Below are 13,438 nucleotides of genomic sequence, written 5' to 3'. Positions count from 1 at the left end.
CCCGCGGTCCCCGCGGTGCCCGTACCGCCGGTGCCGCCCGCACCGCCCGCACCGCCCGCACCGCCCGCACTGCCTGTACCGCTCGCACCATCCGGCTCCGACCCGTGCACCACCCCCAACCCACCCGCGGCCCGACCTGCCGGTCCGCGTCCCCCAGGGAGGTCCGCACATGAGAAACAAGGTGGCACTGGTCACCGGCGCGGCGGGCGGCATAGGCGCCGCTGTGGTCCGGCTGCTGGCCGGCCGCGGCGCGCTGGTCGCGGCCGTGGACCGGGACGCCGACCGCCTCGCCGAGCTCACCGGCAAGCTGGCGGCCGAGGGCCTCACGGTGGCGGCCGTCCCCGCCGACGTCACCGACAGCGCCTCGGTCGAGGCGGCCGTCGACACCGCCGAGCGGGAGCTCGGCCCGATCGACCACCTGGTCAACAACGCCGGGGTGCTGCGGCTCGGCGAGGTCCGCGACCTCACCGACGAGGACTGGCGGACCACCTTCGCGATCAACGCGGAGGGCGTGTTCCGGGTCTCCCGGGCGGTGGTCCACCGGATGATCCCGCGCCGGCGGGGCGCGATCGTCACGGTCGCCTCCAACGCGGGCCTCACCCCGCGCGCCGAGATGGCCGCCTACGCGGCCTCCAAGGCGGCGGCCACCCACTTCACCAAGAGCCTCGGCCTGGAGGTGGCCCGCTACGGGATCCGCTGCAACGTGGTCGCGCCCGGCTCCACCGACACCCCGATGCTCAGCGGGATGTGGGCCGACGGCGACGACGGCCGGGCCGCCACCATCGCCGGGGTGCCGTCCGCGTTCAAGGTCGGCATCCCGCTCGGCAAGCTGGCCCGGCCGGAGGACGTCGCGCACGCCGTCGCCTTCCTGCTGTCCGACGAGGCGGGCCACATCACCCTGCACGACCTCACGGTGGACGGGGGTGCCGGGCTCGGTGCGTGACGCGACCCCCTCCCCGCTGGACCGCGTGCTGGCCGCCCGGCCGCCCGCGTTCGCGCTGCTGCACCGGCCCGAGGCCACCGGCCCGGGGGTGGTCGAGCTGCTGCTCGGCGTGGTGTCGGCCCCGGCCACCCTGGCGGACCTCCCGCTGGCGGACGTCCCGGCGTCCGGCCCCGTGCCGTCCGGCCCCGCGCCGTTCGGCTCCGTGCCGTCCGACCCGCCGTCCGGGCGGCCCGGCGGCGAGCGGCACGAGCTGCTCGCCCTGGTCCCCTACCGGCAGATCGCCGAGCGCGGCTTCGAGGCGCCGGACGACGGCACCCCGCTGCTCGCGCTGTCCGTCACCGAGCAGGTGGAGCTGCCGCTCGCCGAGCTGCTCGACCGCCTCCCGGACGGCCCGGTCGACCTGTCCGGCGGCGCCTTCGACATCGGCGACGAGGAGTACGCGCAGACCGTGCGCCGGGTACTCGCGGAGGAGATCGGGGAGGGCACCGGCGCCAACTTCGTGCTCAGGCGCTCCTTCGTCGCCGCCGTCGCCGGGGACACCACCGGCGCCGCGCTCACCCTGTTCCGCCGGCTGCTCCAGCGGGAGACCGGCGCCCACTGGACCTTCCTGGTGCACACCGGGGACCGGACCCTGGTCGGCGCCACCCCGGAGCGGCACATCAGCGTGCACGGCGGGCTGGCGGTGATGAACCCGATCAGCGGCACCTACCGCTACCCGGAGCACGGCCCGGAGCTCGACGGCCTGCTGGAGTTCCTGGCGGACCGCAAGGAGACCGACGAGCTCTGCATGGTGCTGGACGAGGAGCTCAAGATGATGGCCCGGATCTGCCCGGGCGGGGGCCGGGTGGTCGGCCCGTACCTCAAGGAGATGGCCCGGCTCGCGCACACCGAGTACTTCATCGAGGGGCGGACCGACCGGGACCCGCGCGAGGTGCTGCGGGAGACGCTGTTCGCGCCCACGGTCACCGGCAGCCCGCTGGAGTCCGCCGCCCGGGTGATCGCCAAGTACGAGCCGGGGGGCCGGGGTTACTACAGCGGGGTGGCCGCGCTGATCGGCCGGGACGCGGCCGGCGGGCGTTCGCTCGACTCCGGCATCCTGATCCGCACCGCCGACATCGACCCGGCCACCGGCCGGCTGGGGATCGGGGTGGGGGCGACCCTGGTGCGGCACTCGGACCCGCGTTCCGAGGTGGCCGAGACCGGGGCCAAGGCGGCCGGGCTGCTGGCCGCGAGCGGCGCCGGGTCGCCCGGGCCGTCCGCCCCGGGGGCCGTCCGCCGGGGCGGGTTCGCCGCCCACCCGGAGGTGCGGGCGGCCCTGGCCGGGCGCAACCGGGACCTGTCCGGCTTCTGGCTCGCCGAGGTGTCCGGGCGGGCCCGTCCGCGTCCGGAGCTGGCCGGACTGCGGGTGCTGGTGGTGGACGCCGAGGACACCTTCACCGCGATGATCGGCCACCAGCTGCGGGCGCTCGGCCTGGAGGTCGAGGTGCGCCGGTTCGACGAGCCGTACACGCGCGACCGGGCCGACCTGGTGGTGCTCGGGCCCGGCCCGGGCGACCCGCGCGACACCGCCCACCCGAAGATCGCCCATCTCCGCGCGGCCGCACGGGAGTTGCTGGCCGCGCGGCGGCCGTTCCTGGCGGTCTGCCTGAGCCACCAGGTGCTCTCCGCCGAGCTGGGCCTGCCGCTGGTCCGCCGCGCGGTGCCCAACCAGGGGGTGCAGCGCGCGGTCGACCTGTTCGGCGCCGCCGAGCGGGTCGGCTTCTACAACACCTTCGCCGCGGTGTGGGACGCCTGCCCGGGCGGGCCGGGGGAGTTCGCGGCCCCCGGCGGCGCGGTCCGGGTCGCCGGGGACGCCACGACCGGCGAGGTGCACGCGCTGCGCGGACCCGGCTTCGCCTCGGTGCAGTTCCACGCCGAGTCGGTGCTCACCCTCGGCGGCGTACGGATCACCGGTGATCTGATCGCTCACGCGCTCGGATTGCCGGACTCCGTTCGAATGGCGCCCGGGGCTCCCGAATTCCCCTGACAGGTTGTACACGGCCCATAACCGTTCCATCTGGAAAAGCATTACCGGAGCCGGAAAACCCCGACCGAACCACCGGGGACCGGACGCCGGAACAGCCGGCCCCGGACCCCGGACCACCCGGAACACCCGGAACACCCGGAACACCCGGTCTCCGGAGCACCGGAGGACCGGACACCGGACCACCGACAAGAGGAGAACACCGTGCTGGACGACGCCATGGTGGACGCGTACCTCGCCCGGATCGGCGCCGAGCGGCCCGAGCGGGCCGACCTCGCCGCACTCACCCACCTCCAGGAACGGCAGGTGCTGTCCGTGCCGTTCGAGAACCTCGGCTACCACCTCGACGAGCCCATCCACATGGACGAGCAGGTCCTCGACAAGATTGTCCGCCAGCGCCGGGGCGGCGGCTGCTACGAGGTCAACCCGGCCCTCTCGTTCCTGCTCACCGCCCTCGGATACCAGGTGGAGATCCTCCCCGGCCGGGTCCACCGCCCCGGCGGCACCCTCGGCGCGGCCCTGTGCCACCTCGCCCTGCGGGTCACCGTCGACGGCGAGCAGTGGCTGGTCGACACCGGCTTCGGCCGCAACAGCCGGCACCCGCTGCGGCTGGACTCGCGCGAGGTCCAGCAGGACCCGGACGGCGAGTACCGGCTGGCCGACGTCGAGGGCGGCGGCTTCGACGTGTTCCTCAACGGCAAGCCGCTGTACCGGCTGGAGGACCGCCCGGTGCGGATCGAGGACTTCCGCCCGACCCTCTGGTGGTACCGCACCGCGCCCGAATCGCCCTTCCTGCAGGACGTGTTCTGCTCGCTGCGGACCGAGGACGGCCGGATCACCCTCAAGGGCAACCAGCTCTCCACGGTGGCCGGCGGCGAGCGCGGCACCCAGGAGTTCGGCACCGACGCCGCCGTCCTGGAGGCGTACAAGACCTACTTCGGGTTCAGCCTGGACCGGCTGCCCGACCAGCCGTCCGGCGGGGTCACCGCCGCCGTCCAGACGGGATGACACCGCCATGACCACCACCGGAACCAACCAGGACGCCGGCCCCGCCGGACCCGACGCCGACCCCGCGGCGCCGCCCACCGACCCCGCCCGGCTGCCACTGGTCTTCGCCCGGGCCTTCAACGCGGGCGACGCGCAGGCCGTGGAGCGGCTGTTCGAGCCCGGCGCCGTCTTCGTCGACGCGCCCGGCAAGGTGGTCACCGGCGACGAGCGGCGCGCCGCCACCGGCCGCTTCCTCGCCCTCGGCCTGCCGATCCGGATCGAGGTCCGGCACTGCTACGTGGCCGGCGACCTCGCGCTGCTGATCGGGGACTACCTGATCGAGGGCGAGGGCCCGGACGGCCCGCTCCGCGACGAGGGCACGGCCACCGACGTCGCCCGGCGCGGCGCGGACGGCCGCTGGCGCTACGCGATCGACAACCCGCCCGGCACCGCCCGCTGACCCGAGGAAGGACCGCTGTGCCTGCTGCAGCCAACCCCGCCGACCCGCTGCTGGACCTGCCGTTCGACGCCGTGCCGGACCCCGACGAGTACCTGCGCGCCGCGATGCGCTGGCACTTCTCGCCGGAGACCGGCTCGCCGTTCTGGCTGGCCCGGGCCGCGGGCCTCGGCTTCGACCCGCTCACCGAGGTCCGCACCCACGCCGACCTCGCCAAGTTCCCCAACCTCGCCGGCGAGCTGCGCACCGCCCGGGTCGAGGACCTGGTCCCGCGCGGCTACGGCGACCGCCCCGAGGTGGTCGGCGTCTACGAGAGCGGCGGCACCACCGGCGCGCCCAAGCGGATCGTGCTGCTGCGCGACTGGCTGGACCGGCTGCTCGGCTGGTCCAGCGCCCAGCTCGACGGCCACGGCGTGCCGCAGGGCGTCAACTGGCTCGTGGTCGCCCCGACCGGCCCGCACATGGTCGGCGACGTGATCAAGGCCCAGACCGCCTACCGCGGCGGACTGGCCTTCACCGTCGACCTGGACCCGCGCTGGGTGAAGCGCCTGATCTCCGACGGCAAGGCCGCCGAGGCCGGCGCGTACGCCGAACACATCGTCGACCAGGTCGCGTTCCTGCTGGAGACGCAGGACATCGGCGTGCTGATGTGCACCCCGCCGGTGCTGGAGCGGATCGCCCGCCGCGAGGGCCTGGCCAAGCTGGTGGGCGAGAAGATCCGGGCGATCAACTGGGTCGGCACCCAGATGGACCCGGACACCCGGCACCTCTACCGCACCGAGGTGTTCCCGGACGCCGTGCTCTACAGCGGCTACGGCTCGACCATGATCCTCGGCAACGCCAGCGAACGGCACGGGCTGACCGACGACGACCCCTGTGTCTACGACCCGTACTCGCCGTACATGAGTTTCGGCGTGATCGACCCGGAGACCGGGCGGACGGTCGAGTACGGCGAGCGCGGGCAGGTGGTCATGCACCACGTGTCCAAGAGCCTGCTCATGCCCAACAACCTGGAGCGCGACCACGGCACCCGGATCGCCGCGCTGCCCGGGCACCTCGGCGACGCGGTCGCGGACATCGCCCCGGTCCAGGAGTTCGACAACGAGACCGTGATCGAGGGGGTGTACTGATGACCGAGCCCACCACGCCCGCCCCGCCGGAGCCGCCCGCGCGGTCCGGGCCGTCCGCCCTGCTGCAGCTGGACGCGCTCGGCCCCGGCGAGCCGTTCCGGGCCCGGCGCCGCACCGAGGTGACCGAGGTGACCGGCGCGCCGTTCGCCGAACTCAGCCTCGTCCCCAAGCTGTTCGTCACCCGGGCGATGCGCGCCCTGCACGCCGCCGAGTCGCTGCCGGCCGAGGAGCGCTTCGCCGCGCTGGCCCGGGCCGGCCGGATCTTCACCTCGGAGACCATCGACGGCCTGGACTTCCCGTCCTACGAGCGCGCCGTCGCCCGGGTCTCCGGAGTGCCGATCACGGTCGTCCGGGACGCCACCCGGGCCATCGCCGACTCGGCCGAGAAGGCCGGCTGGTCCGCCTACCGGGCCCGGCCGGCCGGCGCGGTGAGCGACTGGCGGGACGGCGCGACCCTCGACGGCAGCGCCGTCTGGACCAGGCGCGGCGAGGTCTTCGCCGTCCACGCGGCCGGCAACCACCCCGGCCCGCACGGCCTGTGGCTGGAGGCGCTGGCGCTCGGCTACCGGGTCGCCGTCCGGCCCTCCCGCCGCGAGCCGCTCACCCCGCACCGGCTGGTCACCGCGCTGCGGCTGGCCGGCTTCGCCGCCGACCAGGTGATGCTGCTGCCCACCGACCACGAGGCCGCGGACGAGATCCTGGCCGGCGCCGACCTCGGCATGGTCTACGGCGGCGACGAGGTGGTCCGCAAGTACGCGGGCAGCACCGTGCTGCCGCAGGGCCCCGGCCGGTCCAAGATCCTGGTCACCCGGGACACCGACTGGCGCGAGCACCTGGACACGATCGTCGACTCGATCGCCCACCAGGGCGGCGTGGCCTGCATCAACGCCACCGCCGTCCTGGTCGAGGGCGACCCGGCGCCGCTGGCCCAGGCGATCGCCGAGCGCCTGGCCGGGATCCCGAGCCTGCCGCCGGAGGACGAGAAGGCGGTGCTCTCGGTCCAGCCGGTGGCCGAGGCCCGTGCGATCGAGTCCTACCTGCTGCGCCGGGCGGCCGGCACCAGGGCCTGGCTCGGCGGGGACGGCGTGGTGGCCGAACTCGGCGACGGCAGCGCGGTGCTGCGCCCGGCCGTGCACCAGCTGGACCGGCCGGACGCCGAGCAGACCGGCGTCGAACTCGCCTTCCCCTGCGTCTGGGTGGCGCCGTGGACACCGGAGGCGGGGGTGGCGCCGCTGCGGAACTCGCTGGTGCTGACCGCGCTCACCGGGGACGACGCGCTGTTCGACCGGCTGCTCCGGGAGCCGAGCATCAGCAACGTCTACCGGGGCGACCACCCGACGTACTGGATCCGGCCCGGGGTGCCGCACGACGGCTACCTGGGGGAGTTCCTGATGCGGACCAAGACCGTCATCCGGGGCTGAACCGCGGACGGGGACCTCGCGGGCCGGTCGCCCGCGGGGTCCCCGCGCCGTTCGTCCGGTGGCGGCCCGGTGCCGGACCGCTGCCGGCTCAGTCGCGCAGCGCCCGGTCCACCAGGGCGCCGGCCATGCCGGTGTACCCGGCCGGGTCGCACAGCTCCGCGATCTCGTCGGAGCTGAAGTGCCCCTCCAGTCCGTCCTGTTCGGCCAGCACCTCGGCCAGCGGACGGCCCTCCCGGTCGGCGGTCAGCGAAGCCTCGGTGAGCAGCCGCCGGGCCGCCGCCTTGCCGAGCTTCGGCGCCAGCCGGGCGGCGATCCGCTCCGAGACCAGCTGGCCGCCGGTGAGTCCCAGATTGGCCCGCATCCGCTCCGGCCGGACCACCAGGCCCTCGGCCAGCTCCACCGAGGTGTGCGCGGCGCCGCCGACCAGCCGCAGGCACTCGCGCAGCAGCAGCCACTCGGCGTGCCAGGCGCCGCCCGAGCGCTCGTCCTCGGTGACCAGGCACTGGGTCAGTCCGGCGGCGAGCACCGGGACCTGGAGGGCGGCGCTGCGCAGCAGGGTGGCCAGCACCGGGTTGCGCTTGTGCGGCATCGCGGAGGAGGCGCCGCGTCCGGCCACCGCCGGTTCGACCACCTCGCCGACCTCGGTGCGGGTCAGCGACTGCACGTCCACCGCGATCTTGCCGAGCGCGCCGGCGGTGAAGGACAGCGCGGCGGCCAGGTCGGCCATCGGGGTGCGCAGCGCGTGCCAGGGCAGCGCCGGCCGGGCGAGTCCGGTCTCGGCCGCGAAGGCGTCCAGCAGCCGGTCCAGGTAGGCGCCGGCGTCCACCTCCGGGTCCGGGCCGTCCAGCCGGGCGTACTCCAGGTAACCGGCCAGGGTTCCGGCGGCGCCGCCGAGCGCGACCGGCAGCCCGTCCGCGAGGACGGCGGCGAGCCGGCGGTCGGCGTCCAGCACCAGCCGGTGCCAGCCGGCCGCCTTGAGGCCGAAGGTGGTGGGCACCGCGTGCAGGGCGAGGGTGCGTCCGGCCAGCACGGTGTCCCGGTGCTCGGCGGCCAGTCCGGCGAGCGCGCGGGCGGTGCGGCCGAGGTCGGCGCGGATCAGCTCCAGCGCCCGGGCGGCGACCAGCATGGCGCCGGTGTCCAGGATGTCCTGGCTGGTCGAGCCACGGTGCACGTACTCGGCGGCGGCCGGGTCCTCGGCGGCCACGGCCAGGGTCAGCGCCTGGACCAGCCCGACCACCGGGTTGGCGGTCTCCCGGCAGGCGAGGGCCAGCTCCCGGGCGTCGAACAGCTCGGCCCGGGCGGCCCGGGTGATCGCGGCGGCCGCGGCGGGCGGGACCGTGCCCAGGCCGGCCTGGGCCCGGGCGAGGGCCGCCTCGGCGTCCAGCATGGCCTGGAGCCAGGCGCGGTCGGTGACGGCGGCCTCGACCGGGGTGCCGGCCCGGACCGGGGAGAGCAGTCCGGTGTCGGGCTCCGCCGGGGCCGGCGGACGGGGGTGTGCGGTCATACGACGACGCCTCTCGGTTCGGACTCGGCTGACCCTGCTGACCCGTCGGACTCTACGGAGCGGGCGGTCGCGGCCGGCCCGGTGGCTCCGGTCACGGCCGGGTCCGGGGCGGCGGCCGGCCACTCGGGGGCCGGGGAGAGCGCGAGCACCGCCCGGGCGATGGCGTCGGAGTCGCCGAGGGTGACCGAGTCGACGCCGGGCCGGATGCCCGCCGCGGTGACCCAGTGCACGGACTCGGTCGGGACCCCGTACGCGAAGCGGCGCGGGTGTGCCCGGCCGCGGCCGTCCAGCAGCCGGTAGGGCCGTTCGGTGACGGCGAGGCCACCGGTGGGGTAGCCCGTCCCGGCGGGGCCGGGGATCCGGTAGGCGGCGCACTGCTCGGTGTCCAGCAGGTGCCGCAGCAGCGGGTCGTCGGTGCGCCGCAGGTCGGGTTCCGGCAGCCGGGCCTCGACCAGGACGGAGGCCCGGACCGGCGGGCCCGGTACGGCGGTCGAGTGCGCGGCGAAGGCCGGGTCGACGGGGTCGATCCGGATCTCGGTGCCGGGGCCGAGGAGTTCCACCACCCCGGCCTCGATCAGCGCGATCAGCTGCTCGATCCGCTCCACCGGCGGTCCGATGGAGAGGAAGGCGTTCAGCGGGGTGTACCAGCCGTCGAGGTCGTCCCGGTAGGAGTCGCCCGCGATGCCGCTGTGGTCGACGGCCATCCGGATCTCGTTGCGCAGGTCGCGCAGCACGTCCAGGGCGGCCTTGAGCGGGCCGCTGAGGTTCCCGGCCCTGGCCTCGGCGACGTCCTGGCGCAGATGGTCGAGCAGCCAGCCGCGGAAGTCCGCGCGGTCGCTGAATTCGCGCCCGGCGTAGGGCCGGGAGAGCCGGTCCCAGCTCCACCGTTCGGCCTCGGGAACGCCGTGCCGGTCGAGGACGGCGGCCGGGTCGGCGGCGGTCAGGAAGCGGTCGGTGAACGCCTCGCGCTCGGCGCCGTGCCCCCGGGCGGCGAGCAGCGTGCCGTAGTAGACGGCCTCCACCTCGCGGGAGACCAGCGGCCAGAGGTCGGCGGCGAAGCGGACCGGGCCGCCCCGGCGGGTGCGTTCCCGCAGGTCGGCGACCACTTCGGCGGTGAGCAGCCGGGGCAGGTGGCGGCCGTACGCGCCCTTCTCGTTCTCCCCGCGGGCGTGGTACGGGATGCCGCGCCGGGAGGTGGCGTACAACCGGGGCTCGGCGCCGGAGGGCCGGTACACCAGGCCGCCGTCACCGTCCGCCGGCTCGAACCGGCCGCCCCGGCCGAGGGTGAACAGCGCCATGTGGTCGAAGAAGTTGAGGCCGAGGCCGCGCAGCAGGACGGTCTGGCCGGGCCGCGCGGTGACGTGGACGTCGGCGGGGTTGGCGGGGGTGACGTAGTCGAGGTGGTGGATCCTGGCCAGGCTGGCGGTGCGGGCCTCGCGCGGGGTGGGCCGGGCGGGGAGGTGGCCCTGGGCGAGCACGATGGCGTCCAGCCGGTTCAGCCGGGTGCCGTCCTCCAGCCGGACGCCCTGCGGGCCGCCGGGGAAGCCGTGCGCGTCGGCCATGGCGACGGCCCGGGAGCGGTGCACCCGGACGCTCACGGTGGGCGGGGCGGCGGCGACCACGGCCCGGAAGGCGGCGTGCAGGTAGTGGCCGTAGAAGGCGCGGGTCGGATAGGTGTTCGGCCCCAGGGCGGCGGCCTCGGCCAGGGCCTGCGGGTCGGGGCCGTCGGGTTCCCGGCCGGGGGCACCCGGGCCGGGGTGGCCGGCGCCCGGGACCCGGCCCGGTTCCCGGTCGGGGCTGCCCTCGGGGGCAAGCGACTTCGCCCATTCGTACAGGCTGGGACCGGGTTCGACGGGCCCGTCGATCCGGACGCTGTCGTCGGTGTACACGGTGATCTGCGAGGCCACCGTGTTCATCAGGAGGTGTCGGGACTGGTCCGTGCGCCAGACCCGGCCCGCGCCGGGGGGTGCCGGGTCCACCACGTGCACGGTGACGGTGGCCCCGGAGGGCCTGGACCGTTCGTTCGCGCAGAGTCGTTCCAGCACCGAGAGGCCACGGGGGCCCGCGCCGATGACGCAGATCTGAAGATGACTGTCGATCATGCCCACGGCTCGAAATCGTAGTTGTGATCGTCGGATGATGAAAAGGTCTTGACTCCGTGCATCCAGGCCACCCGCTCGTGCAGTTCACCCTCGGAAAGCGCTCCGAGCAGGCGATTCCTGTTCCGCGCGGCCTCGCCCGCCGGGTGCCAGAGCCGGATCGACTCCCGGGCGGCCCGTTGTACCGCGGCCGTCCGCGCCTGTCGTTCGGAGGCGAACCGGGCCAGGGTTTCCGGGAGTTCAGTGGTCTCGACCATCAACTCGCCCAGCAGCACGGCATCCTCCAGCGCCTGACAGGCGCCCTGCGCCGCGTAGTGCAGCATCGGATGCGCCGCGTCGCCGAGCAGTGCCACCCGGCCGTCCGTCCACCGCCGCACCGGGTCCCGGTCCACCAGGACCCAGGACCGCCAGCCCTCGCCGAGCGCCAGCAGCCGCCGGGCGTCCGGCGCGGTCAGGCCGGCCAGCTGCTCCCCGACCAGTTCCTCGTCCACCGCCACCCCGGCCAGCGCCTCGGTGGCGCCGTTGTCCCGGGAGGCCGCCAGGTTGAGGAACGCCCCGCCGGCGATCGGGTAGTGGACGAAGTGGCAGTGCGGGCCGGTCCACCAGGTCACCGAGGTGGGCAGCCGCAGCTCCTCGGGGACCAGCTCCATCGGGATCACCGCCCGGTAGACGGTGATCCCGGAGATCCGCGGCTCGCCGTCACCGACCAGCTGGGCGCGCACCGCCGAATGGATGCCGTCCGCCCCGACCAGCACGTCGCCGCGGACCGAGCCGCCGTCCGCCAGCAGCGCGGTCGCGCCGTCGGCGTCCTGGCGGTAGCCGGTGACGGCCGTCGCGGCACGCAGTTCGATCCGGGGCTCGGCCCGGCAGGCGCGCAGCAGCAGCCCGTGCAGCTCGGCCCGGTGCACCACCACGTACGGGTTGCCGAACCGCCGCCGGTACCGCTCGGTAAGGGTCAGGCTGGTGACGTGCTCGCCGGTCACGCCGTCCATGAAGCGCAGCTCGGCCATGTGCACCCCGGCCGCCCGGACGGCGCCGCCGAGGCCCAGGTGCTCCAGCGCGAGGATGCCGTTGGGCGCGATCTGGATGCCCGCGCCGATCTCGGCGAACTCCGGGGCCCGCTCCAGGACCACCGCCCGGTGGCCGGCCCGGGCCAGCGCCAGCGCGGCCGCCAGCCCGCCGATCCCGCCGCCGGCGACCAGGACGGTGGCCGGGGCGTCGTGGCGCCCGCTCACCGGACCGGCCCGTCGTCCCCGGCGGCCGCCAGCCGGCGGGCCAGCTCCAGCCGCTTGATCTTGGTGGTGGCGGTGGCCGGGAGCTCGCCGAGCCGCCACTGCACCGGAGCGGCCATCGGCGGCAGGCCCGCCGTGGCGGCCCGCCACTCGTCCGGTTCGACCGGCCGGTCGTCCTTGGTGCAGATCACCGGTACCGCCCGGCCGTCCGGGCCGGGGACGATCACCACCTCGGTGAGCCGGGGGAGGCGGGCGAACAACGCGTCCTCGGCGGCCAGGGTGGAGCCGAAGCCCTCGATCAGGTCGACCTCGCGGTCCAGCAGGTGCACACAGCCCCAGCGGGTGCGGTAGCCGACGTCGCCCATCCGCCACCAGCCGTCCTCGACCTGCCGGTCGTACCGGGCCTGCTCGCCGAGGTAGGTGACGATCCGCCCGTCACTGCGGACCTCGATGTACCCGGGGTTCTCCGCCGACGGGGGCCGGCCGTCGCGGCTCACCACCCGGACGTCGGTGAAGCCGGGGAACGGCATGCCCACGCAGCGGCCGTCCGCGTCCGCGCCGCGCCGCCGGGAGAACGAGCGCACCACCGCGGGCCCGACCTCGCTCTGCCCGTACAGCTGCCCGAAGACCGGCGCGGTCCGGGTGGAGGCGGCGAGCATGGTCCGCACCGTGCGGGGGTGGATCGCGTCGAAGGTCGAGGAGAACAGCTTGACGTTGGCCAGCGGGCGGCGCGGGTCCTCGGCGAGTTCCTCCCACTCCATGAAGGAGTTGGGGTGGGCCTCCAGGATCCCGGGGCGCAGCCGGGCGAACAGCTCGGCCACGTGCCCGGGTTCCGAGTGCGCCAGCACCAGGATCGGGAAGCCGCGGAACAGCGAGATCGCCAGTGCGGTGATCAGCCGGGAGTGGACGAAGGAGACGTGGATGGCGATGGTCTCCCGGCCCGGGACGACCGGCCGCAGGACGAGCGCCTGCGGCCGGTAGCGGGCCTCCAGGGTGTGGCCGGTGTGCACGGCCAGCTTGGGCGTGCCGGTGGTGCCGGAGGTGTGGGTGATCAGCGTCGGACGGTCCGGCGGCGCGGTGACCGGCGTGACCCGGGGCGATCCGGCCAGGGCGGCCAGCTCGACCGCGCCCGGGTGGCTGCCGGAGGCCAGCAGCACGGTGGTGGCCAGGTCGAAGACCTCGGCCGGCAGTTCCTTGGCGAGCTTGACCGCGTCGGTGACCAGGAACGGCTCGTCGGTGCGGCGGACCAGCTCGGCGACGGTCGCGCCGTCCAGCTGGGGCGAGAGCAGCACCGGGACGGCGCCGATCCGGGCGGCGGCGCAGGCGAGCAGGGTGATGTCGAAGCTGTTGGACTTGTGGACCACCACCCGGCGGCCCGGCCGGACCCCGGCGGCCCACAGCCGGGAGGCGTGGTCGTCGACCAGGTCGGCGAGCTCGGCGACGGTGGACCGCCGGCCCAGCTCGGGGGCGATGTCGAGGTCGTGGTCGAGGATCACCACGTTCGCGCCGTTCCGGACGGCGGCCCGCTCGAAGAGCGTGCCCAGTCGGATTCCCCGGTTGGCAATGCGCTGAAGGAGCACCGTTCCGCCCTCTCGTGGGATTCGGGTCGCTGTGCTTTCAGGGGTCTCGTCCCGGGGTGTGC

The 13,438-nt window shown here is 75.3% G+C and carries 10 protein-coding genes; 6 read left to right on the top strand and 4 right to left on the bottom strand.

Translation table 11 applies throughout. From position 1 onward, the window contains the following. Positions 1–169: 169 nt before the first annotated feature. The 6 genes from ACIQ9P_RS28105 (at position 170) to ACIQ9P_RS28080 (ending at position 6,961) form a co-directional block, all read left to right on the top strand. On the top strand, positions 170–943 hold the full coding sequence (locus ACIQ9P_RS28105; protein WP_402361878.1) for a 2,3-dihydro-2,3-dihydroxybenzoate dehydrogenase: 774 nt from the start codon (positions 170–172) through the stop codon (positions 941–943). Further along, entirely contained in the window at positions 936–2,969 is a 2,034-nt protein-coding gene (locus ACIQ9P_RS28100; protein WP_402361875.1) for an anthranilate synthase family protein, read from the top strand. Before ACIQ9P_RS28105 ends, ACIQ9P_RS28100 begins: the two co-directional genes overlap by 8 nt. Before the next feature lie 201 nt (positions 2,970–3,170). Then, entirely contained in the window at positions 3,171–3,974 is an 804-nt protein-coding gene (locus tag ACIQ9P_RS28095) for an arylamine N-acetyltransferase (protein ID WP_402361872.1), read from the top strand. A gap of 7 nt (positions 3,975–3,981) precedes the next feature. After that, positions 3,982–4,413, top strand: a complete 432-nt coding sequence (locus tag ACIQ9P_RS28090) for a YybH family protein (RefSeq protein ID WP_402361869.1) — start codon at positions 3,982–3,984, stop codon at positions 4,411–4,413. Positions 4,414–4,430: 17 nt separating this feature from the next. Further along, positions 4,431–5,540 carry a phenazine antibiotic biosynthesis protein gene (locus ACIQ9P_RS28085; protein WP_402361866.1) on the top strand — a complete coding sequence of 370 codons (1,110 nt, stop codon included), beginning with the start codon at positions 4,431–4,433 and terminating at the stop codon, positions 5,538–5,540. Then, complete coding sequence (locus ACIQ9P_RS28080; protein ID WP_402361863.1) at positions 5,540–6,961, top strand: aldehyde dehydrogenase family protein; 1,422 nt, start codon at positions 5,540–5,542, stop codon at positions 6,959–6,961. Before ACIQ9P_RS28085 ends, ACIQ9P_RS28080 begins: the two co-directional genes overlap by 1 nt. Before the next feature lie 88 nt (positions 6,962–7,049). Here ACIQ9P_RS28080 and ACIQ9P_RS28075 read toward each other — a convergent pair whose 3' ends face one another. Genes ACIQ9P_RS28075 through ACIQ9P_RS28060 form a run of 4 tightly spaced genes read right to left on the bottom strand, consistent with a single transcriptional unit; the run spans position 7,050 to position 13,376 of the window. Beyond that, complete coding sequence (locus ACIQ9P_RS28075) at positions 7,050–8,465, bottom strand: adenylosuccinate lyase family protein (protein WP_402361860.1); 1,416 nt, start codon at positions 8,463–8,465, stop codon at positions 7,050–7,052. Next, a complete protein-coding gene (locus tag ACIQ9P_RS28070) occupies positions 8,462–10,567 on the bottom strand; it encodes an FAD/NAD(P)-binding protein (RefSeq protein ID WP_402362066.1) in 2,106 nt (701 codons plus the stop codon). Before ACIQ9P_RS28070 ends, ACIQ9P_RS28075 begins: the two co-directional genes overlap by 4 nt. Next, the gene (locus ACIQ9P_RS28065) at positions 10,564–11,799 is read right to left on the bottom strand and encodes an FAD-dependent monooxygenase (protein ID WP_402361857.1); all 1,236 of its coding nucleotides are present in this window, start codon (positions 11,797–11,799) and stop codon (positions 10,564–10,566) included. The genes ACIQ9P_RS28070 and ACIQ9P_RS28065 overlap by 4 nt, the downstream gene beginning before the upstream one ends. Continuing rightward, a complete protein-coding gene (locus ACIQ9P_RS28060; protein ID WP_402361854.1) occupies positions 11,796–13,376 on the bottom strand; it encodes a class I adenylate-forming enzyme family protein in 1,581 nt (526 codons plus the stop codon). The genes ACIQ9P_RS28065 and ACIQ9P_RS28060 overlap by 4 nt, the downstream gene beginning before the upstream one ends. Positions 13,377–13,438 lie beyond the last annotated feature (62 nt).

This window comes from Kitasatospora sp. NPDC094019 (genome assembly GCF_044764505.1).
Classification (GTDB): Bacteria; Actinomycetota; Actinomycetes; order Streptomycetales; family Streptomycetaceae; genus Kitasatospora.
This window is presented reverse-complemented; position numbering and strand designations above follow the sequence as displayed.